This is a genomic window from Variovorax sp. EBFNA2 (assembly GCF_033802765.1).
Classification (GTDB): domain Bacteria; phylum Pseudomonadota; class Gammaproteobacteria; order Burkholderiales; family Burkholderiaceae_C; genus Variovorax; species Variovorax paradoxus_H.
Window position 1 is genome coordinate 546,493 of the sequence record NZ_CP138497.1, and the last position, 24,758, is coordinate 571,250.

At 68.1% G+C, this 24,758-nt stretch carries 27 protein-coding genes; 18 read left to right on the top strand and 9 right to left on the bottom strand.

Annotated elements, in window-relative coordinates; translation table 11 throughout:
* The first annotated feature begins 93 nt into the window (after window positions 1-93).
* Genes RZE79_RS32975 through RZE79_RS32985 form a run of 3 tightly spaced genes read left to right on the top strand, consistent with a single transcriptional unit; the run spans window position 94 to window position 2,417 of the window.
* Window positions 94-369 carry a hypothetical protein gene (locus tag RZE79_RS32975; RefSeq protein WP_319361546.1) on the top strand — a complete coding sequence of 92 codons (276 nt, stop codon included), beginning with the start codon at window positions 94-96 and terminating at the stop codon, window positions 367-369.
* 21 nt (window positions 370-390) lie between these two features.
* Window positions 391-1,065 (top strand): response regulator, encoded by a 675-nt coding sequence (locus RZE79_RS32980; RefSeq protein WP_319361548.1) that lies wholly within the window; start codon window positions 391-393, stop codon window positions 1,063-1,065.
* Window positions 1,062-2,417: an ATP-binding protein gene (locus RZE79_RS32985; protein WP_319361550.1), complete on the top strand. Its 1,356-nt coding sequence runs from the start codon at window positions 1,062-1,064 to the stop codon at window positions 2,415-2,417. Before RZE79_RS32980 ends, RZE79_RS32985 begins: the two co-directional genes overlap by 4 nt.
* A gap of 9 nt (window positions 2,418-2,426) precedes the next feature.
* On the opposite strand, the gene RZE79_RS32990 is transcribed toward RZE79_RS32985, so the two are convergent.
* From RZE79_RS32990 to RZE79_RS33015, 6 genes are all read right to left on the bottom strand, one after another.
* Window positions 2,427-3,122 (bottom strand): hypothetical protein, encoded by a 696-nt coding sequence (locus RZE79_RS32990; protein WP_319361552.1) that lies wholly within the window; start codon window positions 3,120-3,122, stop codon window positions 2,427-2,429.
* A gap of 15 nt (window positions 3,123-3,137) precedes the next feature.
* Window positions 3,138-4,022: an SDR family oxidoreductase gene (locus RZE79_RS32995; protein WP_319361554.1), complete on the bottom strand. Its 885-nt coding sequence runs from the start codon at window positions 4,020-4,022 to the stop codon at window positions 3,138-3,140.
* Entirely contained in the window at window positions 4,019-4,699 is a 681-nt protein-coding gene (locus RZE79_RS33000; protein ID WP_319361556.1) for an iron-containing redox enzyme family protein, read from the bottom strand. Before RZE79_RS33000 ends, RZE79_RS32995 begins: the two co-directional genes overlap by 4 nt.
* Before the next feature lie 20 nt (window positions 4,700-4,719).
* The gene (locus RZE79_RS33005; RefSeq protein ID WP_319361557.1) at window positions 4,720-6,165 is read right to left on the bottom strand and encodes an AMP-binding protein; all 1,446 of its coding nucleotides are present in this window, start codon (window positions 6,163-6,165) and stop codon (window positions 4,720-4,722) included.
* Window positions 6,162-6,812, bottom strand: a complete 651-nt coding sequence (locus RZE79_RS33010) for a thermostable hemolysin (RefSeq protein ID WP_319361559.1) — start codon at window positions 6,810-6,812, stop codon at window positions 6,162-6,164. The genes RZE79_RS33005 and RZE79_RS33010 overlap by 4 nt, the downstream gene beginning before the upstream one ends.
* A 516-nt stretch (window positions 6,813-7,328) precedes the next feature.
* A complete protein-coding gene (locus RZE79_RS33015) occupies window positions 7,329-8,117 on the bottom strand; it encodes a Crp/Fnr family transcriptional regulator (protein ID WP_319361561.1) in 789 nt (262 codons plus the stop codon).
* A 210-nt stretch (window positions 8,118-8,327) separates the two neighbouring features.
* Here RZE79_RS33015 and RZE79_RS33020 point away from each other — a divergent pair, with 210 nt between their 5' ends.
* From RZE79_RS33020 to RZE79_RS33040, 5 genes are all read left to right on the top strand, one after another.
* Window positions 8,328-8,837 (top strand): ornithine carbamoyltransferase, encoded by a 510-nt coding sequence (locus RZE79_RS33020; protein WP_319361563.1) that lies wholly within the window; start codon window positions 8,328-8,330, stop codon window positions 8,835-8,837.
* Between the two features lie 130 nt (window positions 8,838-8,967).
* Window positions 8,968-9,618, top strand: a complete 651-nt coding sequence (locus RZE79_RS33025) for a BON domain-containing protein (protein ID WP_319361565.1) — start codon at window positions 8,968-8,970, stop codon at window positions 9,616-9,618.
* Window positions 9,615-10,337, top strand: a complete 723-nt coding sequence (locus RZE79_RS33030) for a beta-ketoacyl-ACP reductase (protein ID WP_319362383.1) — start codon at window positions 9,615-9,617, stop codon at window positions 10,335-10,337. The genes RZE79_RS33025 and RZE79_RS33030 overlap by 4 nt, the downstream gene beginning before the upstream one ends.
* A gap of 69 nt (window positions 10,338-10,406) precedes the next feature.
* On the top strand, window positions 10,407-11,396 hold the full coding sequence (locus RZE79_RS33035; RefSeq protein WP_319362384.1) for a zinc-dependent alcohol dehydrogenase family protein: 990 nt from the start codon (window positions 10,407-10,409) through the stop codon (window positions 11,394-11,396).
* A gap of 11 nt (window positions 11,397-11,407) precedes the next feature.
* Window positions 11,408-12,064, top strand: a complete 657-nt coding sequence (locus RZE79_RS33040) for a hypothetical protein (protein ID WP_319361567.1) — start codon at window positions 11,408-11,410, stop codon at window positions 12,062-12,064.
* Between the two features lie 137 nt (window positions 12,065-12,201).
* Here RZE79_RS33040 and RZE79_RS33045 read toward each other — a convergent pair whose 3' ends face one another.
* Window positions 12,202-12,603 carry a hypothetical protein gene (locus RZE79_RS33045; RefSeq protein WP_319361568.1) on the bottom strand — a complete coding sequence of 134 codons (402 nt, stop codon included), beginning with the start codon at window positions 12,601-12,603 and terminating at the stop codon, window positions 12,202-12,204.
* Between the two features lie 31 nt (window positions 12,604-12,634).
* Window positions 12,635-13,057, bottom strand: coding sequence for a universal stress protein (locus RZE79_RS33050; RefSeq protein WP_319361570.1), 423 nt, complete (start codon window positions 13,055-13,057; stop codon window positions 12,635-12,637).
* Between the two features lie 184 nt (window positions 13,058-13,241).
* Here RZE79_RS33050 and RZE79_RS33055 point away from each other — a divergent pair, with 184 nt between their 5' ends.
* The 5 genes from RZE79_RS33055 to RZE79_RS33075 all read left to right on the top strand — a co-directional run bounded on the left by RZE79_RS33055 (window position 13,242) and on the right by RZE79_RS33075 (window position 19,077).
* Window positions 13,242-13,769, top strand: a complete 528-nt coding sequence (locus RZE79_RS33055) for a flavodoxin (RefSeq protein WP_319361571.1) — start codon at window positions 13,242-13,244, stop codon at window positions 13,767-13,769.
* Entirely contained in the window at window positions 13,766-15,283 is a 1,518-nt protein-coding gene (locus RZE79_RS33060) for a trypsin-like peptidase domain-containing protein (protein WP_319361573.1), read from the top strand. The genes RZE79_RS33055 and RZE79_RS33060 overlap by 4 nt, the downstream gene beginning before the upstream one ends.
* Entirely contained in the window at window positions 15,280-15,669 is a 390-nt protein-coding gene (locus RZE79_RS33065) for a TraR/DksA family transcriptional regulator (RefSeq protein WP_319361575.1), read from the top strand. The genes RZE79_RS33060 and RZE79_RS33065 overlap by 4 nt, the downstream gene beginning before the upstream one ends.
* Before the next feature lie 67 nt (window positions 15,670-15,736).
* A complete protein-coding gene (locus tag RZE79_RS33070; RefSeq protein WP_319361577.1) occupies window positions 15,737-16,246 on the top strand; it encodes a universal stress protein in 510 nt (169 codons plus the stop codon).
* 137 nt (window positions 16,247-16,383) lie between these two features.
* Window positions 16,384-19,077 carry a GNAT family N-acetyltransferase gene (locus tag RZE79_RS33075; protein WP_319361579.1) on the top strand — a complete coding sequence of 898 codons (2,694 nt, stop codon included), beginning with the start codon at window positions 16,384-16,386 and terminating at the stop codon, window positions 19,075-19,077.
* Here the strand turns inward: RZE79_RS33075 and RZE79_RS33080 are convergent.
* On the bottom strand, window positions 19,067-19,564 hold the full coding sequence (locus RZE79_RS33080) for a universal stress protein (RefSeq protein WP_319361581.1): 498 nt from the start codon (window positions 19,562-19,564) through the stop codon (window positions 19,067-19,069). The genes RZE79_RS33075 and RZE79_RS33080 overlap by 11 nt on opposite strands.
* 168 nt (window positions 19,565-19,732) lie before the next feature.
* On the opposite strand from RZE79_RS33080, the gene RZE79_RS33085 reads away from it, so the two are divergent.
* The 5 genes from RZE79_RS33085 (at window position 19,733) to RZE79_RS33105 (ending at window position 24,709) form a co-directional block, all read left to right on the top strand.
* Window positions 19,733-20,233, top strand: a complete 501-nt coding sequence (locus tag RZE79_RS33085) for a universal stress protein (RefSeq protein WP_319361583.1) — start codon at window positions 19,733-19,735, stop codon at window positions 20,231-20,233.
* Window positions 20,230-20,883, top strand: coding sequence for a BON domain-containing protein (locus RZE79_RS33090; protein ID WP_319361585.1), 654 nt, complete (start codon window positions 20,230-20,232; stop codon window positions 20,881-20,883). The genes RZE79_RS33085 and RZE79_RS33090 overlap by 4 nt, the downstream gene beginning before the upstream one ends.
* A 10-nt stretch (window positions 20,884-20,893) precedes the next feature.
* Complete coding sequence (gene adhP / locus RZE79_RS33095) at window positions 20,894-21,925, top strand: alcohol dehydrogenase AdhP (protein ID WP_319362385.1); 1,032 nt, start codon at window positions 20,894-20,896, stop codon at window positions 21,923-21,925.
* A 28-nt stretch (window positions 21,926-21,953) separates the two neighbouring features.
* Window positions 21,954-22,211: a BON domain-containing protein gene (locus tag RZE79_RS33100; RefSeq protein ID WP_319361587.1), complete on the top strand. Its 258-nt coding sequence runs from the start codon at window positions 21,954-21,956 to the stop codon at window positions 22,209-22,211.
* Window positions 22,212-22,339: 128 nt separating this feature from the next.
* The gene (locus RZE79_RS33105; protein ID WP_319361589.1) at window positions 22,340-24,709 is read left to right on the top strand and encodes a phosphoketolase family protein; all 2,370 of its coding nucleotides are present in this window, start codon (window positions 22,340-22,342) and stop codon (window positions 24,707-24,709) included.
* The last annotated feature ends 49 nt before the right edge of the window (window positions 24,710-24,758 follow it).

Sequence of the window (24,758 nt, forward strand, 5' to 3'; positions counted from 1 at the left end):
TCTGCGGGACAGGTTGCATCGGCGTCTTAAGGCAAAACGAATCTGCCGCGGCGATCATGGGAATGTGCGGCGTGTCCAGCGGGCGGCCGAGACATGAGCCTACGTGGAGATGCCGATGAACATTGCAGCCGAGTCCGATGGGGCCACCGCCCCTTCGCCGCCGTGCGCCAATGCGCCGAAGGCGCCGGCGAGGACCTTCCCGCCGTCACCCGCCGCAGCCTCGCGGATGCCGCGGCTCTCGCCGTCATGGCGATCGTGGCACTCGGCGCCGCGGCCCTGGTGTGCGGGGTCTACAACGCCTTCGACGACGGGTGGTTCGGGATGAGCGGGTCTACACTGTCGCGCATCCTGGCCCTGGCCGGCTTCTGAGGCAAGGAGCACCGCTTTCAGATGCGCTTGTTGATTGTTGAAGACGACCCCCTGCTCGGCGATGCACTGGCCACCGGACTGCGCCAGCTCGGCCATGCGGTCGACTGGTTCGGCAGCGGCGGCCAGGCCGACGCCGCGCTGTCCGGCGCCTCGTTTGATGCCCTGGTGCTGGATCTTGGGCTTCCGGGCGGCGACGGCATGACCTGGCTGCGCCGCTGGCGCGACCGGGGGCTGAAGCTGCCGCTGCTCATCTTGACGGCGCGCGACGGCGTCGAACAGCGCATCGCCGGCCTCGATGCAGGGGCTGACGACTACCTGGTCAAGCCCATCACCATCGACGAACTCGCCGCTCGGCTGCGGGCGCTGGTGCGCCGCGCCGCCGGCCGCGCCCAGCCGGTCTGGCAGCACGGAGCGCTCGAGTACGACCCCGCCAGGAAACTCGTGCTCTGGAAAGGCGCGCCCGTTGATCTGACCGGGCGCGAACTGGCGGTGCTTGAAGCGCTCCTGGCGCAGCCGCAGCGCGTGCTCTCGAAAGCCCATCTGCAGGAAAAGCTCTACGACTGGAGCGGCACGGAGCCAGAAGGCAACGTCCTCGAGGTCCATATCCATCACCTGCGGCGCAAGATCGATCCGGGCATCGTGAGGACCGTGCGCGGCGTGGGCTATGCGCTCGGCGCCGGCCAACCATCGCCATGAGCCTGCAGCGCCGCCTTCTGCTCTATCTGCTGGTTTGCGCGCCCCTGGTCTGGGGCGTGGCGCTCTACTTCTCCATCAGCCGGGCTCGGCACGAGGTCAATGAATTGTTCGACACCGAACTGATCCGGCTGGCGCGCCAGGTTCAGTCCACGTTGGGCCCCGGCCATCTGGGCGCCGCGCCAATGCTGCCACCTGCGCCCAGCGAAGGCACGAGGGAGGCCGGGGCGTCGGACGTGCGCGATCTGGCCGTGGCGGCATGGGACGCGAAGGGCCGCCTCATGCTTGCGGACCACGAAGGCGCGGTGCTGCCGTGGCGGCCCGATGCGAGCGGCTTCGTCAACGAGAAGATCGGGAGCATGACGTGGCGCATCTACTACCTGCCGTCCTTCGACGGCGCCTGGCTGGTGGCCGCCGGGCAGGACGCATACGAGCGCGATGAACTGGTGTACGGCCTCACGGTCACGCAGGTCGTCCCATGGCTGCTGGTGCTGCCCTTTCTCTTGGCCGTGATGGCATGGGCCGTGCGCCGCGCGCTGGCGCCAGTGCACCAGTTGACCGCGGAGCTGCGCCGCCGGAAGGCCGACGACCTGCAGGCCGTGCCTGTCGAGCGGGCACCGGCCGAGCTCAAGCCTCTGCTGGGTGCGATGAACGGGCTGTTCGCCCGCATCGATCAGTTGCTCGTGCGCGAGCGCCGCTTCACGGCGGACGCCGCGCATGAGCTGCGCACGCCGCTGGCCGTGCTGCGCGCCCAGTGGGACGTGGTGCGCCGCGCCGGCAGCGATGCCGAACGCGCCGCGGCCGAAGCCAAGCTCAGCGCCGGGCTCGACCGCATGGGACGGCTGGTGACGCAGATGCTCTCTCTCTCGCGCGTGGAGTCCGGCGTTGCGCCGGCCCTGACCGCCGAGGTGCAGTGGCCGCGGATCGTCGAACAGGCCATGAGCGATTGCCTCGCGACGGCCGAACGCCGCTGCATCGAATTGGCCTGTGAATGGCCGCCGCATGGATCGCACCCTCTGCCCCTGTTCGGCGACGAGCATTTGCTGACGGTGATGCTGCGCAACCTTCTCGACAACGCGGTTCGCTATGCGCCCGAAGGATCGAGCGTGGTGCTGCGCATCGGGCGCGAACACCTGGAGCTCGAGAACGAGGGGGAGCCACTGTCGGCCGAACAGCTCACGCGGCTGGGCGAGCGGTTCTACCGGCCCGACGGACAGCAGGAAGGCGGCAGCGGCCTGGGGGTGTCGATCGTGCGGCGCATTGCGCAACTGCACGGCCTCGAGCTGCAGTTCGGCCCCGGCGCCGGCGGCCGGGGGGTCAAGGCGACGCTGCAGTTCGACGCAGCCCACCGCTGACGCACCGCCCTACCTGGCCCTGGCCTTCTCCAGCAGCTGGCGCGCCTCGTCGCGGCGTCCGCTGTCGGCCACCTGCCGGCCGGGCCGCGGCGGCGCCTGCATGGCCCGCTCGAGATACGCAACGGCCTGCTCGGGCTGCCGGACCTCGATCAGGTATTCACCGTAGAAGAAGTTCGGATCGATCCCCTTCGGGTTGAGCGCCAGCGCCTTCTGCAGCAGTTCCTTGGCTTTGCCCTTGTCGCCGAAACCCACCGGCCAGCCGGGAACCTTGTAGTAGAGGACGCCCAGGCTGTTGTAGGCGGAGCCGTCGAGCACATTGCCGTCGATCGCGATCGCGGCCTCGTACAGTGCCTTGGCCTGCTTCACCAATCCCAGCGCGCCGAGTCCGCCCTTCTCGCCGGCCCACGAACTGACGATGATGCCCTCCCAGACCAGGGGTTCCGCGCGGCCCGGGTGGGCTTCGCTCACCTTGCGGGCCTTGGCGGCCAAGGCCTCGAAGCGCTTCTCGCGCTCGGCGGCGGGCGTCTGGTAGCGGATCGCTTCCCAGTCGTGCTGCAGTTCGGCCACCGCATCGTCGGCGCCAGCCGCGAAGGCTGCGCGCGGAAGCGCCACTGCCAGTGCGGCGGCAACGGCAACGCCGATCAGCCGCCGGCGTTGCACCGCAGATGGCATGGGCAAGAGGAATGGTGAGCTGGTCGGTGTCATGGCGTCCTTGGTGGGTCAGTGCACGCTGTGCAGCAGCGAATGGGAATCGGCTTCGCCGGAAGCGCCCACGGTGTCGGGGCACTCGAAAGAGGGCAGCGCCGGCAGCGCGAGCGGCGGCAGGGCGCGGCGGTGCCTGTCGAAGGCGCCGTCCAGCAACTCCGGCGCGAGCCCGTTGAGCCGGACGGCCAGCTTCTCGGGAAAGCCCAGGAAGCACTCGGCATCTTCGCTCTCGATGAGCCGCAGCAGCGCCGTCGCGGGGATGTCGGGCCGGTCCGTCGCCGTGCCCGTGGCCTCGTTGTAGCTTTCCGCCTCGGCACTGTTGAAGCCGGTGCGCGTGGTGCGCGGGCCGAGGTATTGCACGCGCACCGGTGTATCGCCGAGTTCGCGGCGCAGCGACTCCGCAAAGCCGCGAAGCCCGAACTTGCTGGCGCAGTACACGCTGAAACCGGGCAGGCCAAGACGACCCAGCACCGAGCCCACGCAGACGATCTGCGCCCGCGGCAGGCTGCGCAGTTGCGCCAGCATCGCCTGGGTCAGCAGCATCGGCACCATCAGGTTGAGGTGCAGCATCTGCGCCATGTCGCTCGCCGAGAGCGCTTCGATCCGGCCGAAGCCCGAGACGCCGGCGTTGTGCACCAGCACGTTGCAGCCCCATCCGGACGCCACCTCTGCAATGCCCAGCAGGCTGGCGGCGCGCGCCAGGTCGGCGGCGTACCACTCCACGCGGGGGCGGGGTACGCGGCAGTCGCGCACCAGGGTCCGCGCCTGCGCCGCCAGCCGCGCTGGCGAACGGCCCACCAGCATCACCGATGCGCCGGCGTTCACCAGGTGCGTGGCCGCGGCCTGGCCGATGCCGCCGCTTGCGCCCGTCAGCAGCACCCGGGCTTCGGACGCCTTCATGCGCGTGCCCCGGCGCTGGCGTTCGCCTGCGGCAGCGGCAGGCTGCGGAACACGTCGCCGTACAGGCGGTAGAAGGCGCGCGCGGCATGGACGATGTCCGCCTGGTCCTGCGGGTCCTCCACCTGATTCATCAGCAGCTCGAAGTGCGCGGTGTGTTCCCGGTCCAGCATGCCGTGCGAGCGCAGGTAGGAGAACGCTGCATCGGGCAGCTCCAGGGGCTTCTGGATCTGGTCGGCGGCCATCAGCGCGAGCGACACGCTGGTGCCCTCGAGCACGTGCACCATCCCGAAGAAGCCGAGCGGATTGCGCCGCGCGATGGTGTCGTGGGCGTAGGCCACCATGATCTCGGTGGCGTGGCCGGGCAGTCCGTTGCGCACCGCTTGCGCATCGCCGCCGGCGGCGCGGATGTCGTCGAGGATCCATTCGTCATGGCCCCGCTCTTCCTCCACGTATTCGTCGAGGGGGCCGCGCAGCCATGCATGGCGTTCCGGCAAGGCCGCCTTGCACGCCTGCAGCAGGGGGACGGTGTGGCGCACGTGGTGGTAGGCCTCGCGCAGAAAGGCCAGGTAGCTCGGCAGCGAGACCTCGCCGCGCAGGCAGCCCTGGATGATGGGCGTACCGAGCAGGCTCGCGCGGGTGTCGGTGGTCTGTGCGACCAGGTGGTCATGGAAACTCATCGGGACTCCAGTGGATTCGGTCAGGGTGCGGCGATGTCGAGGGCATCGGCGTGCAGTTGCAGGATGGCGGCGCGCTGAGGACGGCCGTTGGCCGTGGCCATGCCGGATGCGGCGTCGAAGCTCGCCCGGCCCCGGGCCCAGCGCTGAATGCGGGCATAGTCGGGCAGCGTGGCATTGGCGGCGTCGACGACCGCCTGCAGCTGCGCGTCGGGCGCGTCGGCGCGCACCGGCCAGAGCACGGCGCACAGCGCCGGCTGCGCGTCGCCGAACACCACGGCCTGGGCCAACGCGTGTTCGCAGCGCAGCGCCGTCTCGACCCATTCGGGCGACACGTTGCGGCCGAAGGCGGTGACGAGCACATGCTTCCTGCGGCCACTGATGTGAAGATAGCCATCCGCGTCGATCCGGCCCAGGTCGCCCGTGGGCCACCACTTCGGCGGTGCGGCGGCGTCGCCGAGGTAGCCGAGAAACAGGCTGCCGGCCACCTCCACTTCGCCGTCCGGCGCGATGCGCAGGCGCGCATGCGGCAGCGCGCGGCCGGCCGTGCCGGGGCGGTCGTGCCCGGGCAGGTTGAGCGTTTGCACGGAAGCGCCTTCGGACAGGCCATAGCCTTCGTAGGCCGGGATCCCTACCCCGCGCGCGTCGTGGAGCAGCTTGGCACCCACCGCCGCCCCGCCCACGGCCACCAGCTTCAGCGAGTCCGGCGCACGCTGACCGCTTTGCAGCAGGTAGCCGGACCAGGCGCGCAGCATCTGCGGCAGCAGGATGACACTGTGCGGCTGCTGCGCCACCGCGCAGGCATGGAACCGGGCCGCATCGAAGCCCGAAGAACCGTTCAAGCCCAGTTGCTGCAGGGGCAGCGTGATGCAGGTGGCGCCGCGCAGCAGCGGCGCCATCACGCCCGCGATGTTCTCCAGCAGCACCGCGAACGGCAGCGCGCAGAGATGGCGGCGGATGTCGAGCGGTGCCATCGCCTCGACAAGGCCCTCGGCCACCCGGCGCATGGCCTCGGCATCGAGGCACACGCCCTTGGGCGCGCCGGTGGTGCCAGACGTGAAGGTGATCTTGGTCGTGCCCACGGGCACCGGCGGGGCCGCCGCCGCAAGGCGCACGATCGACAGCGGCTCGTCTGCGACAGTCAGCGCCGAGGCAGCGCCGGCCGACCAACGCGCGGCAAGCGGCGACGGGGTCAGCACGGTGTCCGCGCCGGCCGCGCGCAGCGCATGGTCGATCTGTGCCGCGGCGAAGAACGGCGGTAGCGGCACATGCACCACCTTCGCCCGCGTTGCAGCCAGGTCGGCGACCACCCAGGCAGGCGAGTTGTCCATCAGCGTGGCGACGACGCGCACGTCTTCTGCCCGCAGCCGCTCGGCGAGCCGGGTCGCCTCGTCCTCCAGTTCGGCGAAAGCGAGGCGGCGCTCGCCGCCGTCCAGCGCGACGCCGGACGCTTCGGTGCGCGGGCTCATGCCGGCGCTCCCGGAGCCGCAGACCGGCGCGCCATGTGGCGGCGCAGCGCGAGCTGCAGATGGGAGGCCAGCACCACGGGATGGTGGTCGTAATAGCTTCCCCAATGCACGGCCTCGGCACCCAGGGCCGACGCGTGGGCTGCGCCGAGCGTCAGCGGAACCACGCCCAGGCGCACGAGCATCTTGCGCAGTTCCTGTGTCACCGTGCCGACGATCCATTCGAAGCCTTCGTCCGCCAGATGCGGCGCCAGCCACTGGATCAGTTGCCGCCCCTCGCCGGCGCGGCTTGACGCGAGGTGCCCGACCTCGACGATGCTCTCGCGAGCCGGGCGCCCGGCCGCGCAACCTGCGAGCAGCACCTCGACGGGCGACGAAAGGTAGTGCTCGAGAAACAGCGCACCGCGCGTGGCGTCGCGGTAGCCGGCCGCGGCGACGAGTTCACCGTTCCTGCGCAGGCTCACCAGCCGCGGCGCAAAGTGCGTCACCTGCGCGCCGTAGCGGTGCGCGTAGATGTCGCGGATGAAAACCTCGACCGCGGCGCGCCGCGGATCGTGGCGCTCGTGCACCGCGAATTCGGCCGGCGGCGTGACGGCAACGCCGGCTGGCGGCTCGACCATGCGGGTGCTCGACGACAGACACATGAACATGCACTTTCCTCTGAAGCCCGCCGCGGGCTGCGGGCTGGGCATGGGGTGCATGGTCGCTGCCGCCGATTAACGCCAGCTTAAGGAAGTGAAAGAAGGTCCCACGAACGTCTCATCCATCTGCACGCGGCGCCTCATGGCAATGGAAGGCGGCAGTCACCGTTCCAGCTCGCCACGATCTCCGACGATGCGCAGGCCCTGAGCGGCCAAGGTGCCGCACCCTGGAGGTGCGATCGATGCCTGCGACGCAGCGGCATTTGCGCGAAGAAGCCCGAAGACAAGATCTGCCTCGGCGAGGATGCGCTGGCCGAGGCGGTGAAGGTCTCACTGGTCTGGCGCGGACACACCAGTGATCATCGACAACCCGTATGGCCCGACCGCAGACCGTGAACTCCGGGGTTGTCGTTGCCCGGGAGGATCGAGGGGGAACCGGTGGAAAACAGCAGCGAGTCATGGTCCATTGTTCCCGGGTTCGCGGGACCGCTGCAGACCGGGGACGGGCCCACCGCGCCACAGGGCTCACTGCAGCATGGCAGGTGCCGGCGCGATGCAGCGCTGCACGAAGGCCGACAGGGCGCCCACATCGGGAATCTGCACGTCGCGGCGGCCTTTTTCGACGAACTCGATCACCTTGTCGCGCGCCAGCCGCGACAGCGCGCGGCTCACGCTTTCGAGCGTCATGCCCAGGTAGTTGCCGATTTCAGCGCGCGTCATGCGCAGCGTGATCTGGTCGGTGCGCATGCCGCGCTCGGCCAGCGACTGCGCCCAGTAGCGCAGGAAGTCCGCCACGCGCGCATCGGCCGGCAGCGTGCAAACGGACATGAGCGAATCGCGGTCATGCGCGATCTCGCGGCTCATCGCGGTATGGAACACCTGCAGCAAGGCGGGCTCGGCAAGGGCTGCGGCCAGCAGCGACTCGTACGAGACCACCCAGACCTCGCCCGTGTCCATGGCGACCGCGTCGCACGAGTAGCGGCCCCCGGCAATACCGTCGAAGCCCAGCCAGTCGCCGCGGAACTTCAGGCCCACGACCTGTTCGCGGCCGTCGGCCGACAGGTTCACGATCTTGAAGAAACCCGAGTTCAGGATGTAGAGGTTGCCGAAGCGCTCGCCGGCCTGGTAGACCACGTCGCCGGCATGCACCACGCGGCGTTGCGGGTCCAGGCGATCCTTGAGCAGCTTTTGCGTCTCCGTCAGCTTCTGGCTCGCCCGCTCGTGCGCCGCGGCGCCTGCCGCTGGCAGTGCAGGGGCGGCACGAGATCCGTACAGGGTCGCTGCGGCGGTCTGGGGTGTGGACGGGTTGAACATTGGAAGCACTCCTGCATGAAGTCGGTGTCGATGCAGGGATGCTAGAAAGCGCCCGCCAACACAGTGACAACCGCAGGCGTCGGTCGGTAACGCTCCGTCAACGGTTTGTGTCTGGCGCGTATCCGCACAAGACCGACCGCGGACTTGACCTGTATCAAACCGGATCCAGGCCGCCACGATTAGCCTGCCGCGTTCACACCAGGGCGTCCCATGCTCTTTCCATTTGAAATCCACAATGCCTCGGCGTTCGACAAGCTGCTGCCTCAGGACGAAGCCGCCTTGATGGATCGCGCCCGATTCGTGCAGGCGGCTTCCCTGCGCGGCGCGCTTGCGCTGCCGCTCAAGGGAAAGAATCTCGGTCTGCTCTGCGACGAAGGGGGCGCGGGCAGCGAAAGCCAGGAACTGTTCCGGCGCGCGGCGACGGAACTGGGTGCGCATGTGGCGGTCATTCGCCCCGCACTCTCCAGCCTCGGCAACCCCGCCGAGATCCAGCACACCGCGCGAATCTTGGGCCGCTTCTACAACGCGGTGGAATGCCAGGGCGTGGCGCCGGATATCGTTCGCCAGATCGGTCAGGCCGCAGGCATCCCGGTCTACGACGGCATTGCCTGCGCGACACACCCCACCGCCAAGCTCGCCGTGTTGCTCGGCGACCGAACATCGCCGGCGGACAACCGGCGTTTCGTGCTGCAGGCACTGCTTCTGGGCAGCATTGGTTGATGCGAAGCACTGCGGCGCGCGTGAATTGATCCAGCGCAATACGGCCGGATGGCGGAGTTTCTACAGTGATTCCACGGTCGACGCCGATCCGGCGCGGACCGTTCAATCCCAATTCATTGCGAGGAATCTCATGAAAACCGATGCTCAACTGCGAGACGACATCCAGTCCGAACTGGCCTGGGATCCATCGTTCGATGCCGCCAATGTGGGCGTGATCGTCAAGGACGGGGTGGTCACCCTGACCGGCCATCTGGCGAGCTTCGCCGAAAAGTATGCCGTCGAACGCGCGGCGCAGCGCGTGCACGGCGTGAAGGCCGTGGCCGTCGAGATCACGGTGAAGCTCCCGTTCGACAACGAACGCACCGATGCCGATATTGCGGCCGCTGCTGAACGCGCGCTCGAATGGAACGTGCTGGTGCCGGACAAGATCCGACCGATGGTCGAGAAGGGCTGGCTCACGCTCAACGGCGAAGTCGAATGGGAATACCAGCGCCGCGCCGCGGAAGGTGCCGTGCGCAACCTGCTGGGCGTGCGAGGCGTATCCAATCTCGTCAACGTCACGCCCAAGGTCCGCCCCGCCGACGTCGAGAAGAACATTCACGATGCGCTCGCACGCCAGGCCGACCGCGAGGCCAAGCACGTGGCCGTCGCCGTGAACGGCTCGCAGGTCACGCTGCGCGGCAAGGTCCACTCCTGGGCCGAGCGCAAGGCGGTGCAGGGTGCGGCGTGGGCCGCGCCTGGCGTTTCGGTCGTCGTGAACGACCTCACGGTGGGCAATTGACGCGCGTCGCGCTGGTCACCGGCGGCACCTGCGGCATCGGCGCGGCCACAGCCGAAGCGCTGCAGTCGGCAGGGTATCGCGTGGCCGTCAACCACGGCCACCGCTCACAGGTGGCCGAGGCGTTCACCGCGCGCACCGGCATTCCCGCGTTCGCCTGGAACGTGGCCGAACCGGAGGCCTGCCTCGCGGGTGTCGCACAGATCGAGGCGGCCCTCGGCCCGGTGGAGGTGCTTGTCAACAACGCCGGCATCACCCGTGATGCAATGCTGCACAAGATGAGTTTCGAGCAGTGGCGCGAGGTGCTCGACGTGAACCTCGGCGGCTGCTTCAACATGTGCCGCGCCGTCATCGGCGGCATGCGCGAACGGCGCTTCGGGCGCATCGTGAACATGGGATCCGTCAACGGTCTGTCCGGGCAGGCGGGCCAAACCAATTACGCAGCAACGAAGGCGGGCCTGATCGGTTTCACGAAATCGCTCGCATTCGAGGGGGCGTCGCGCAACATCACGGCCAACGTGGTCGCCCCGGGCTACACAGACACCGCGATGGTCGGAGCAGTCGATGCCGAGGTGATGGCGCGCATCCTTGCCACCATTCCGGCCGGCCGCCTCGCGGGGCCCGCCGAGATCGCACGCGCGGTCGTGTTCCTTGCGGCCGACGATGCCGGGTTCATCACGGGCACGACGCTGTCGATCAACGGGGGCAAGTACATGGCCTGAACTGCGCCGCGGATATCGACCTTCCATTCCCCACAGGCAAGTTCCAACATGACCGCCGAGCCCGAGACGATGCGCGCGATGGTACTGAGCGCGGCGATGCTGCCTCTGGAGCTGCAGCGCCGCAAGATGCCGCTCCCCGGTGCGGGCGAGCTGCGCCTGCGCGTGCTGGCTTGCGCCGTGTGCCGCACCGACCTTCACATTGCAAACGGCGAACTGCCGCTGCCCGTGCTGCCGATCGTGCCGGGCCACGAGATCGTCGGCCTCGTGGAAGCCGCCGGCGCAGGCGTGGAGGGCTACCGCGTCGGTGACCGCGTCGGTGTGCCATGGCTGGGCCACAGCTGCGGCCGCTGCCACTTCTGTATCGCAGGCCACGAGAACCTGTGCGATGGGCCGCGTTTCACCGGCTATCACCGCGATGGCGGCTTCGCGAGCCACGTGATTGCCGAGGCGGCCTTCTGCCTGCCGCTGACCATGGCCGAACCGGACGCAGCGCGCATCGCTCCCCTGCTCTGCGCCGGCCTCATCGGCTGGCGCAGCCTGAAGGCGGCAGGCGAAGGCGTGCACCGGTTGGGGCTCTTCGGCTTTGGCGCGGCGGCGCACCTGGTCGCGCAGGCGGCCGTTGCGCAGGGGCGCGAAGTCTACGCCTTCACCCGTCCCGGCGACGGGGACGCGCAAGCTCTTGCGCGAGAGTTGGGGGCCCGTTGGGCGGGCGGCTCCGGCGAGAGCGCGCCTCAACTGCTGGACGCCGCGATTATTTTCGCGCCGGTCGGCGAACTGGTACCAACGGCCTTGCGCGCGGTGCGCAAGGGTGGCCGGGTCGTGTGCGGCGGCATCCACATGAGCGACATCCCGGCTTTCCCCTACAGATTGCTCTGGGAAGAACGCAGCGTGGTCTCGGTGGCCAACCTGACGCGCGCCGATGCCCGCGAGTTCCTGGACTTCGTGCAGACCCATCCGCTGCAGGTGCACATCAGAAGGTACGCGCTCACCCAAGCCAATGAAGCGCTCGCCGATCTGCAAGCGGGCCGTATCCACGGTGCCGCGGTTCTGGTGCCCTGAGCGGCGCCTGTGTGTTCTCGTTTGCCAATTCAATCTTCAACAGGAAAAAGATCATGACTTCCCGACCATTTCGCAGCCTATTCGTGTTGCTCACCCTTTTCATTGGTGCCAGCGCCTTTGCGGCGGACAGCAGCACTGCGCCCCCACCGCAAGGCAAGGCCCCCGATGCGCAGCGCAAGGCGGTGAACGCAGCCGAAAGAGCTGCGCGAGATGCCGAAACCGCCGCACGAAAGGCGGTCGATGCCGCCGAAGCTGCAGCAGAGCAAGGCAAGGCCACCGCCGGCAAGGTGTCGAGGGCCTTGGCAGAAGGCGTGCGGCGCGCCGCACGCAAGGCCGCCCAGGCTGCCAACCGTTTCGAGGAGAAAGCGGGTACCGCGACAGGCAAGGCACTCGACAGCACGCGGGCTGCCGCACGCGCTGCGGAGGAAGAAAGCAGGAAAGCCTCCGCCGCCATGCAGGCCGCTCTCGACCGGGCCGAAGAATCCGTCAAACGTTCCACGCAGGCGAGCAAGGAAGAGGCGGAAAGGGCTGCCGAGTCGACCCGACAGGCGCTGGACAAGGCCGCCGAAGCCATGCGTAGCGCGGCCCGTGCCACAGCAGATGCCGCTGCCCAGACGGGCCAGGCCCTCAAGCGCACTGCGCGTCCCGCAGGCACGGACAAGCAGTAGCAGCGCAGGCTCAGGCGCAGGCGCAGGCGCAGGCGCAGGCGCAGGCCAGCACATCGTGCGTGTTCGCGCCGCCGAAAAGCCGCTCACGCGTTCGTGAGCGGCCGTAGCCAGCAAGCGGGCCGGGCCCGGAGCGCCTCCTACCTGGCGGGCGATTGGAGCTTTTCCCGATCCTGCATCATCTGCATGGTCATGTCCTTCATGGCCATGCAGCGCTTCATCATGTCTTCGGACGGGGCCCCGGCCTGCGGGCCCGACGTGGCGCCCATTTGGCACATCATCGACATCCCGCCTTGCATGGCCTTCATGTGTTCGGCCATCAGTGCCTGGCGCTCCTGCGGGGTCTTGGCAGCCATCATCTTCCTGTGCATTTCGCGCATCTGCGCCATCTGCTGGTCCGACTTGGCCGCCGCTGGCGGTAGCGTCGCGGACGGATGGTGCAACAGATGATCCTTGTCCTTCTTGTCGCCTGTTGAGGGCAGCGCGGTGCAACCGGCCAGAAGCAGCAGTGCAGCCGGGCCGAGGATGTGAATGGCTTTCATGGCAAATCCTTGAAGAGTTGGAACCGCGGGTTCAGCGCACCAGCAGCACGGGCACCGTGCACCGGGCCAGTACCTTCATGGCCACGGAGCCCAGCACGAGGTTCGTCAGCGAGCCGTGGCCTCGCGATCCCATGATCACGAGGTCGAACTTTCCGCGCTCCGCGAAGGCGGATATCTCGTCGGCCGGATGGCCGACCTTGTGGGCGAATGCCGCCTCGATGCCGCGCGCGGCCAGCGCGGCGCGCACCGGCTCCAGCACGACGCGCGCTTCGTCTTCGTAGTAGGTATGCACCAGGTCCGGCCCCGCGAACGCCGCGGCGCGATGCGGCACTGGGAGCACGGCGTTGAAGACCGTGAACGCATGGCCTGCGTCGCACCATTCCTTGTGTGCGCCCAGATAGTCGAGCATGCGAGCCGTGTATTGGCTGCCGTCCACGGCGAGGAGGATTTTCATGATGTTCCTTGCTTGTCTCGTTGGAATGGCCGGATGTTCGCCCACCCGTGGAGATGCGCCTTGCGCCAGATCAAACCAGCGAGGCGTCGCGCAGATCGGTCTCTTCGCCCGCTTGATACACCGCAAGGCGGTGACCCAGCATGCGACCTACATTGCCCTCTCCATGAACACACTTGGGACAGCCATGAACAAGGTCCTCGTCGTCGTCTACTCCTACACCGGCACCTCTCGCAAGGTCGCGGATCTGCTGTGCAGCCAGCAACGCTGGCCCATGGCCGAGATCGTCGAGATCCGGCCCCGCGCGGGTGCCTTTGGCAGCTTTCGGTGCCTGCTCGATTCGGTCTTCCGCCGGCATCCTTCGATCCGCTATGAGGGTCCGCGCGCGAAGAGTTTCGACGCCGTGGTGCTCGTGTCGCCGATCTGGGGGCAGCGGCTCGCGGGGCCGATGCGCAGCTTCGTCGGCACCCGGCGCAACCACCTGCCCGACGTGGCCGTGATCTCGGTCATGGGCGGGCGCGGAGCGCCCAACGCGGTCGCCGAAGTCAGCCAGCTGATCGGACGCGCGCCCATTCTCGACGTGGCTTTCACCACGCACGAGGTCGACAACGGCAGCTTCGCCACGCGGCTGGAAGCATTCGGCACCGCGGTGCGCAAGGCCGAGGGGCCGCAGTCGACGGTGCGGCCTGCCGACCTGTCTCCACAGGCGGCGTGACCGGATACCTCGTGCAGCCAATCCAACGTTTCATCGCCGCCTCGGCGTGCGCCGGTCTGCTTGCGCTCCTCGGCGCATGCGCGGTCGGACCTGCATCCGCGGCTGCGCCTCTGCAGGCCGAGCCAGCCTCCGGGTCATCTTCGGCACCGGCGTTTTCTTCGCTCGTCGCGAGCCGCAGCGCTTCGGTGGTCGACATCAGCACGCTGCGCATCGGGCGCGACCAGAGCCCGGAAGACATCGACCTGGAGATCGCGCCCGAGCATGACTTCGCCGACCGGCTGGCCTACCCGCTGCCGGCCAGCGTGCGGGTCAGCCAGATCCGCGACCTCGCCTCCGGCGTGATCATCAGCAGCGACGGCCTGATCCTCACCAGTGCGCACGTGCTCGCGAACATCGACGAAGCCCAGGTCCGTCTCGACGACGGCCGGCGCTTCGCGGCCCGTGTGGTCGGCGCCGACAAGCGCACCGACGTGGGCCTGCTCAAGATCGACGCCGCCGGGCTGCCGGTGGCCGTCGTCGGAGATTCCTCCCGGCTGGCTCCGGGCGACTGGGTGGCTGCCATCAGCGCGCCGTTCGGCTTTCATGGCAGCGTCACGGCCGGTGTGGTGAGCGCCGTCGACCGCCTGATGGGTGGCGCCGGGAGCGTCCCCTACATCCAGACCGATGTGGCCATCAACCCGGGCAGCTCGGGCAGCCCGCTCTTCGACAGCCGCGGCGAGGTCGTCGGCATCAACTCGATGATCTACAGCGGCAGCGGCGGCTACATGGGCCTCTCGTTCGCGGTGCCGATCAACCTGGCGATGCGGATCGCCACGCAGCTGAGGGTCGGCGGAACCGTGCGCCGTGCGCATCTTGGCGCGGAGTTTCAGGAGATGACGCCCGCGCTGGCGCAGTCCTTCGCCCTGTCCGCGCCCGCCGGCGCGCTGGTGGTCCACGTCGATGCGGGCGGCCCGGCGCAAGCCGCCGGCCTTGTGCTGGGCGACGTGGTCACGGCCTTCGACGGCATACCGGTCGCACGACTGACCGATCTGCTGCAGCAGATCGGTGACCGCGTGCCCGGCGACCGCAGCCGGATGGAGGTCTGGCGGCGCGGCGCGCAGCGCACTGTCTGGGTCACCCCGTCGCAGCCGCAGCCCGCGAAAACCGCCCAGCTTGCTCCCGACCTCACGCCTGAATGGAACGACGGACTCGGACTGGTGCTTGGAGAAGTGTCCGCCACGCAGAAAGCGCTGCTTCGCATCGACGGCGGGCTGCTGGTGCGCGAAGCCGCCGGGCTCGCGCGCAGCGAGGGCATCCGCGCCGGCGATTTCATCGTGGCGCTCAACGATGTGCTCCTCAACCGTGTCGATCAGTTCAGGCAAGACCTGTCGCGCATGCCGGCCGGCAAGACGGTCGCGTTGCTGGTGATGCGCGACAAGCGGGTTGCCTATGTTGCGGTGCGGCTACCGGATCCGGTCCCCTCCTACACGACGCCTCCCCTTCTTCAACCCCCCAATCCAAAGAGGACACCATGAAACATCTGAGCGACAGCGATCGCCACGCATTGGCCAAGGAACTCGAGGCCATGAAAGCCCAGGTGCTGGCCGAACTGCGCGAAAGCGCAGCCGGGGCGCAGGCGGGCTGGCCCGAGACTGCCCACGAGGTGCGAAGCCACGCCGACGAAGCCGAGACCGCGCGCCTGAATGACGTGCACTTTGCGGAAGTCGACATCGACCGGCTCCGCTTGAGCGAGATCGAGCAGGCGCAGCGGCGCATGACCGACGGCCGTTACGGCATCTGCATCGATTGCGGCGAGGACATTCCGCGCGAACGCCTGCTGGCGCGGCCCATGGCCATCCGCTGTGCCTCCTGTCAGGTCGCCGCGGAGTCGCATCAGCGCCGCCACGATGCCTTGACTTGATAGATATCAACCGCCGACGCGTGCGCACCCGGATACTGACCGCCAAACCACTGCCAGCGAGGCCGCCATGTACCAGCGAATTCTTGTTCCCATTGATGGAAGCTCGACATCCAGCCGTGGCTTGGACGAGGCCATTCGCCTTGCCAAGCTCACGCAGGGGCGCTTGCGCCTGATGCACGTCATCGACGAGCTCTCTTTTGCACTGGCGATGGATGCCTATTCGGGCTACACCGGCGATTGGCTCGCCCAGTTGCGCGCCGCTGGCAGCAAGCTGCTCGAGGAAGGCAGGGCAAAGGCCACAGCCGCAGGCGTAGAGGCCGAATGTCTGCTCTGCGACACCTTCCGGGGTGCGGTCGCCGAGCGCGTCGTGAGTGACGCCGCCGCCTGGCCTGCGGATCTGATCGTGCTCGGGACGCACGGTCGCCGCGGCCTCGGGCGCATGGTGATGGGCAGCAGCGCGGAACTCATCCTGCGGCACGCCAGCGTTCCGGTGCTGCTGGTGTGCGCACCCGAAGCACAGGCCAATGCCGAGGCGGCAGGCTTCACGCTGCCGAGCGGGCTTGTCGCCATTCAATAGTCCTGCCGCTCGGCCATCGCACGCGTCGGCGCCCAGGTCCGCTGGACGGCAGTCCTCGTCGACGTGACGCCCTTGATCCGAAGGATGTGGCGGCCCCGCCGAACAGGCCCCCTGCCCGCCGATTACCGGAGATTCCATTGAGCATCCGCCATCTCGATCGCCTGCTGTCGCCTGCATCCGTCGCCGTATTCGGCGCCTCGACCCGGCCTGGCAGCGTCGGCGCCACGGTCTGGCGCAACCTGCGCGCCGGCGCCTTCACCGGGCCCATTTACGGCGTGAACCCTAAGCATTCGATGCTGGACGGCGTGCCCGTCTACGCAAGGGTCTCGCAGCTGCCCGCGGCCCCGGACCTCGCCGTGGTCTGCACGCCGCCGGACACCGTGGCCGCATTGATCGCTGAACTCGGCGCCCTTGGCACACGCGCAGTCGTGGTCGTGACGGGCGGGCTCAACACGGAACAGAAGCAGGCAGCGCTGGACGCCGCGCGCCCGCACAGGGTCCGGCTGCTGGGGCCCAACTGCATCGGCTTGCTCAACCCGCACATCGGGCTGAACGCCAGCTTTGCCCATTGCGACGCATTGGCCGGAGACATCGCCTTCGTGTCGCAATCCGGCGCACTCGTGACGGCGGTACTCGACTGGACGCGCAGCCGCGGCGTCGGCCTCTCGCGGCTGGTGTCGCTTGGCGACCATTCCGACGTCGATTTCGGCGACCTGCTCGACCACCTGGCCAACGACGCGCAGACACGGTCGATCCTGCTGTATGTCGAAGCGATCGAGTCGCCGCGCAAGTTCATGTCCGCCGCGCGTGCGGCTGCACGCAACAAGCCCGTGATCATCGTCAAGGCCGGCCGCGCCGGCAACGGCGTGAAGGCCGCCGCATCGCACACCGGCGCACTGGCCGGCTCCGACGCGGTGTACGACGCCGCGATCCGGCGCGCCGGGATGCTGCGCGTGGACACCTTGCAGGAGCTGTTCCTCGCCGCCGAAACGCTGGCGCGCTTCCGCACCAATCGCAGCACAGAACTCACGGTCATGACCAACGGCGGCGGCGCCGGTGTCATGGCGGCCGACGCGGCCGCACGCTCCGGCGTTGCGCTGGCGGAGCCCGGCACGGCGCTGCTGGCCCGGCTCGATGCCGTGCTGCCGCCCACCTGGTCTCGCGCCAACCCGATCGACATCATCGGCGATGCGCCGGTGCAGCGCTACGTCGACACGCTTTCGGCCCTTCTGACGGATCCCGACGCGGGCGCGGTGCTCTTCGTGCATGCGCCCACAGCCATCGTGCGCAGCGAAGACATCGCGCGCGCCTGCCTGCCGCTGGTGCGCGGCCACACGTCCCGCGTGATGAGCGCCTGGCTTGGCGATGCGGCGGTTGCGCAGGCACGCAAGCTCTTCGAAGACGCCGGCGTAGCCGACTACGCCACGCCCGAAGAAGCAATACGCGCTTTTTCAATGCTGCAGACCTACCGGCGCAACCAGGAAATCCTGACCGAGACGCCGGACGCCAGCCAGAACCCCGCGCCCGATGCGGCTGCAGCCCGCGGCCTGCTGGCCAATGCCATCGCCGAAGGCCGCGAGTGGCTGGGCGAGCAGGAGGCCAAGGCCCTCTTGAAGGCCTACGGCATCGACACCGTTCCCACGGTCGCAGTGGCCGCTTCGACCGATGCCGCCGTGGCGGCTGCACGCGAACTCGGCTACCCGGTCGTGCTGAAGATCCTGTCGCGCGACATCACGCACAAGTCGGACGTGGGCGGCGTGCGGCTCGCCCTGGCCGATGACGCGGCCCTGCGGGATGCCGTGCGGACCATGCAGGAGGCAGTCGCAAGCACGCGGCCCGGCGCGCGCATCGACGGATTCACGGTGCAGCCGATGGTGCAGCGGCCCCATGCGCAGGAAGTGATCGTCGGCGCCAGCATCGACAGCGTCTTCGGTCCGGTGATCCTGTGCGGCCAAGGTGGCACCGCGGTCGAGGTGGTCGCCGACAGCGCCATCGCGCTGCCGCCGCTTAACAGGGCGCTGGCGGGTGAACTGGTGGCGCGCACCCGCGTTTCGCGCCTGCTGGCCGGCTATCGTGATCACCCGCCCGCCAGAATCGACGCGCTCTATGACGTGCTGATGGCGGTGTCCCAAATGCTGGCGGATCTGCCGCAACTGGCCGAACTCGACATCAACCCGCTGTGGGTCGACGAGCACGGTGCCCTTGCGCTGGATGCGCGCGCGCGGATTTCGATGAAACCTGTGGCGGGTGCCGAGCGGTTCTCGATCCTGCCCTACCCCACGCAATGGGTCCGTACACAGGAATGGAACGGCCGTTCGATGGTGGTGAGACCGATACGCCCCGAAGACGAAGCCCAGCACCGGCGCTTCCTGGAGTCGCTCGACCCCGAAGACATCCGCATGCGCGTCTTCCACAGCCGCAGCGAGTTGCCGCGCAGCGAACTCGCACGGTTGACCCAGATCGACTACGACCGCGAGATGGCCTTCATTGCCGAAGCCCGAGATGAAAACGGCGGTACGGAAACGCTCGGGGTGGCGCGCACGGTGAGCGATCCCGACAACGTGGAAGCCGAGTTCGCAATTGTGGTGCGCTCCGACCTCAAGGGCCAGGGGCTGGGCACGCTGTTGTTCGAGCGGCTCATCGAGCACGCAAAGCATCGCGGCCTTGAACGGCTTGTGGGCCTGGTGCTGCGCGAGAACACCCGCATGCTGAAGCTGTCGCGCGCCATGGGCTTCGAGGCCGACGCCGCCGAGCCCGTGGACTCTGGGCTGCGCCGCATGGTCCGGCATCTCGCCGACACGACGCCTGCCCCGGCACGCCTCAGGTCGTGAGGAAGATGCGTCCCGTGCCGCCGGAGCCGGCTTCGTCGTCATCGGACGGTGAGCGCACGAGCAGCACCGGCACCGTCGCCAGCCGCAGGATCTCGTCGGCGCCGCTGCCGAGCGGCACCCGTCCCCCGCCGCGGCGCCCGTGGGCGCCCATCACGATCAGATCGGCATTCCAAGCCCTGGCCTGCTCGGCAACGAGATCGCACAGCCGCCCCGACACCGAGGTGAACAGCAGCGTCTCGGTCTGAATGCCCGCATGCTCCGCGCGCTCCCTGCCCTGCTGAAGGATCTGCTCGCCGGCTTCCTCCATCAGCAGCACCAGATCTGGGCCGCCGGCCAATCGCTCGAAGCCGGTCACGTACTTCAGTTCGTCCACGACATGAACGAGCCGGAGAACGGCACCCGTGAGCTCAGCGAGGCGGATCGCTTCCTCCAGGCCCCGGAGGGACACGGGGCTGCCGTCAATGGGGACAAGGATGCGGTGGTACATGCTGGATCCATGGTGAAGTCGCGCATGGATGGCAGTCTCGGTGCCGTCCCTTGCCGCTGGCTTGACGTGGCGCAAGGTCACATCCGCGGCCCGGCCGAAAAATCGAAGCGTTCGCCGGCTCGGTCGGAGGCGAACGTCCCTTCAGCCCGGCCCCAAGGAAAACACGCCATGTACCACCGCATCCTTGTCCCCCTCGACGGCAGTCCCACTGCAGAGCGCGGCCTGCGCGAGGCCATTCGCCTGGCGGCAGAACTCAAAGGAAAGTTGCGTCTGTTGCACGTCATCGACGATTTTCCGGTGCTGATGGAAATGTCGACCATCTCCAATTTCGAAGCCGGTCTGCAGAAGATGCGCGAGTACGGTGTGTCCGTGCTGGATGCCGCCAAAGCCACCGCGTTGCGCTCGGAAGTGGAGGCCGATACCATGCTGCGAGAGGTCACGCACGGCCGGATTGCCGACGTCGTGATCGAAGAGGCGAAGAAGGCGGGCTGCGACCTGGTCGTGATGGGGACCCACGGCCGGCGCGGCTTCAGCCGCCTTGCGCTCGGAAGCGATGCGGATCTCGTGGTGCGCGGCAGCCCGGTGCCGGTGCTGCTCGTGCGCCAGGAATCCGGCGGCGGACCCGCTCCGAGCCACGCAGGCGCTGCTCAGGAGCTGGAAGGTCGATGAAATCCGATGCACAACTCAGGGCCGAAGTGCAAGCCGAACTGGCGTGGGACCCGGCCGTGACCGCTGAAGACGTTGGCGTCATCGCCAACCATGGCGTGGTCACGCTGACGGGTCATCTCCGCAGCCATGCCGAGAAGCTCGCAGTGGAACGCGCGGCATTGCGCGTCCACGGCGTGAGGGCGCTGGCCGTCGAGACCTCCGTCAAGCTGGCCGCCGGATTCGAACGCACCGATGCCGACCTCGCCGAGGCCGTCGGACATGCGCTCGAATGGAACGTGCAGGTGCCCCGAGGCGCGATCCAGCCCATGCTGGAAGGCGGCTGGGTCACGCTGACTGGCGAAGTCGACTGCGACTACCAGCGCCGCGCGGCCGAAGCCACGGTGCGCAACCTGCTGGGCGTCACCGGCATCACGAACCTGGTGACCATCAAGCCGCTGCTGCGTTCTGCCGACGTGGAGCGGCAGGTGCAGGACGCGCTCGTCCGCGCCTTTCATGGCCAGCCACGGCAGGTCGCCGTCGACGTGAACGGCTCGCAGCTCGTGCTGTGCGGAAAGGTGCGCTCGTGGGCGGAATTGGAGGCCGTGCGCAATGCCGCATGGTCGACGCCGGGCATTGTCTCGGTAGTGAATGAACTAACTGTTGAAGCCTGAGGAATCGCATATGCAAATGATGAAAGCTGCCGTCGTTCGGGAATTCGGCCGCCCGCTGCAGATCGAGGAGGTCGCCGTTCCCGACGTCCTGCCCGGCCAGGTGCTCGTGAAGGTGGTTGCATCGGGCGTCTGCCATACCGACCTGCATGCCGCCGACGGCGACTGGCCGGTCAAGCCCACCCTGCCCTTCATTCCGGGACACGAGGGCGTCGGCTTCGTCGCGGCCGTCGGCGCTGGCGTCAGATACGTGAAGGAAGGCGACCGCGTGGGCGTGCCCTGGCTTCACACGGCCTGCGGGCATTGTGAACATTGCATCACCGGCTGGGAAACGCTGTGTGACCACCAGCAGATGACCGGCTACACGGTGAACGGCGGTTACGCCGAATACGTGCTCGCCGATCCCGGCTACATCGGCCGGCTGCCCGCCAACGTGGGATTCACCGAGATCGCCCCTGTGCTGTGCGCAGGCGTCACGGTCTACAAGGGCTTGAAGGTTCTCGACTGCAAGCCGGGCGACTGGGTGGTCATATCGGGCGTGGGCGGCCTCGGGCATCTTGCCGTGCAATACGCCAAAGCCATGGGCTTTCACGTGGTGGGCGTCGATATTCACGATGGACAGCTGGAACTGGCGAAGCAACTCGGCGCTGACATGGTCATCAATGCCGCCACCCAGGACCCCGCAAAAGAACTGCAGCGCACGTTGCGCGGTGCGCACGGCGTGCTGGTCACCGCGGTGTCGCGCAGCGCATTCGGCCAGGCGCTGGGCATGCTGCACAAGCGCGGCACCATGTCGCTGGTCGGGTTGCCGCCAGGCGACTTCGCGTTGCCGATCTTCGACATGGTGCTCAACGCCAAGACGGTGCGAGGCTCGATCGTCGGGACGCGCAAGGACCTGCAGGAGGCGCTGGAGTTCGCCGGCGAAGGGAAGGTACGAACCGTTTGCACCGAAGACCGGCTCGACAACATCAACACGGTGCTGGACCGCATGCGCCAGGGCCGGATCGAGGGCCGCGTCGTGATGCGGATCGCAGATGCGCAGTAATGAGTCTCTCTTTTCCGAAAGGATCCACATGGACCCCGACATCCAACTCCGGCACGAGGTCTTCGCCCAGCTGAACTGGGACCCGGCGGTATTCGGATGCGACGTCGACGTGCGCGTCAAGGACGGCGTGGTCATCCTGGAAGGCAGCCTCGCCAGCGAGAACCAGAAAGCCGCGGTCGAACGCGCCGTGCGCCGCGCCGAAGGCGTCACCACGATCGTGAACAGGCTGACCACGGCAGAGTGCGCCGTTGATGCGGTGGGCAGCACGCCGCGGCCCCACCCTTGACCCAAGGTATCTCCGAAGCGCTCCGATACGTGTGTTCTTTTTTGTATCGATTGTTTCGGTATTGATGAGCGCCGGCTCTCGCATGATGGAGTTCCGACATTCCTGAGCTGACCCGAAGAAAGCAGCCCATGCCTCTTACCTCCCCGCCTGCGGCTGAGCAGGACTTTTCGCTTCTCGACGCCTGGTGGCGCGCGGCCAACTACCTGTCCGTGGGCCAGATCTACCTGATGGACAACCCCTTGCTCCGCGAGAAGCTCGAGCTGGCCCACATCAAGCCGCGCCTCCTGGGCCATTGGGGCACCACGCCGGGCCTCAACTTCGTGTACGCGCACATGAACCGGGTCATCAACGCGCGCGAGCTCGATGCCATTTTCATTGCCGGGCCGGGACACGGCGGCCCGGGCGTGGTCGCCAACACCTACCTCGAAGGCACCTACAGCGAGGTGTACCCCCATGTCGGGCCGGACGCCGAAGGGCTGAAGCAGCTCTTCACGCAGTTCTCGTTTCCGGGCGGCATTCCGAGCCACGTGGCGCCCGAAACGCCAGGCTCCATCCACGAAGGCGGAGAGCTCGGCTATTCGCTGCTGCACGCCTATGGCGCCGTGTTCGACAACCCCGGCCTGCTCGCCTGCTGCGTGGTGGGCGACGGCGAGGCGGAAACCGGCGCGCTGGCGGCGAGCTGGCATTCCAACAAGTTCCTGAACCCCGCAACCGATGGCGCGGTGCTGCCCATCCTGCATCTCAACGGCTACAAGATCGCCGGCCCCACCGTGCTCGCGCGCATCGGCGACGAAGAACTGGGGCAACTGATGAGAGGCTACGGGCACGAGCCGTACTTCGTGGCCGGCGACGACCCCGCGCAGATGCACCGCCTGATGGCGGCGGCGCTCGACAAGGCTCTCGATGAAATCCATGCCATCCAGGCCCGCGCGCGAAAAGACGGATTCAGCGAACGGCCGCGCTGGCCGATGATCGTGCTGCGCTCGCCCAAGGGCTGGACCGGGCCGCGTCAGGTGGACGGCGTGCCGGTCGAGGGCACGTTCCGTTCGCATCAGGTGCCGCTGACGGGCTTTTCCGGCAAGCCGGGCCACGTGGCCCTGCTCGAAGACTGGATGCGCAGCTACCGGCCCGAGGATCTGTTCGACGCCGCCGGCGCGTTGCGAGCCGACATTGCCGCCCTGGCACCCAAGGGGGCCAAGCGCATGAGCGCCAGCCCGCACGCCAACGGCGGCCTGCTGCTCACCGACCTGGCGATGCCGCCCTTCCGCGAGCACGCCGTCGCGGTCGACGCCCCCGGCGCGGCGGATGCGGAGGCCACGCGCACTGCGGGCCGCTTCCTGCGCGAGGTGATGCGCCTGAACGCAGCGTCACGCAACTTCCGCGTGATGGGGCCGGACGAAACTGCCTCGAACCGGCTTGGCGACCTGTTCGACGTGACCGGGCGGACCTCGACCGCCGAGATCCTGCCCGGCGACGAACATGTGTCGCCCGATGGACGCGTGATGGAAGTGCTCAGCGAGCACCTCTGCCAAGGCTGGCTCGAAGGCTACCTGCTCACCGGGCGCCACGGCTTCTTCTCGTGCTACGAGGCGTTCATCCACATCGTCGACTCGATGTTCAACCAGCATGCCAAGTGGCTCAAGGTGACGCACGACATCGGCTGGCGGCGGCCGATCGCCTCGCTCAACTACCTGCTCACCAGCCACGTCTGGCGGCAGGACCACAACGGCTTCAGCCACCAGGACCCGGGCTTTCTCGACCATGTGGTCAACAAGAAGGCCGAGGTGGTGCGCGTGTACCTGCCGCCCGACGCCAACACCCTGCTCTCGGTGGTCGACCATTGCCTGCGAAGCCGCAACTACGTGAACGTGATCGTGGCCGGCAAGCAGCCCGGCCCGCAGTGGCTGGACATCGATGCCGCGGTGCGCCACTGCACGGTGGGCCTGGGTGTCTGGACCTGGGCCAGCAACGACGAAGGCGCCGCGCCCGACGTGGTCATGGCCTGCGCCGGCGACGTGCCCACACTCGAAACGATGGCCGCGGTCGACCTGCTGCGCAAGATGCTGCCGGACCTGAAGGTGCGCGTGGTGAACGTGGTCGACCTGATGGCGCTGCAGTCACCCGATGCGCACCCGCACGGGCTGCCCGATGCGGACTTCGACTCGATCTTCACCACCCGCTGCCCGGTGGTCTTCGCATTCCACGGCTACCCGTCGCTGATCCACCGGCTGACCTACAAGCGCACGAACCACGGCAACTTCCATGTACACGGGTACCTGGAAGAAGGCACTACCACCACGCCGTTCGACATGACCGTGCTCAACCGGCTGGACCGCTTTCACCTGGCGGCTGACGCCATTGGCCGGGTGGAGCGGTTTCGCAACAGCGCGGGCCATGTGCAGCAACATCTGCGCGACAAGCTGCTGGAGCACCGCGCTTATGTCACGCGGCACGGCAAGGACATGCCCGAGATCGAGAACTGGCGCTGGGCACGCTGAGCCGGCGGTACGCTCAAAAGCCCTGCATCGGCGTCGCGTGCATGCTACG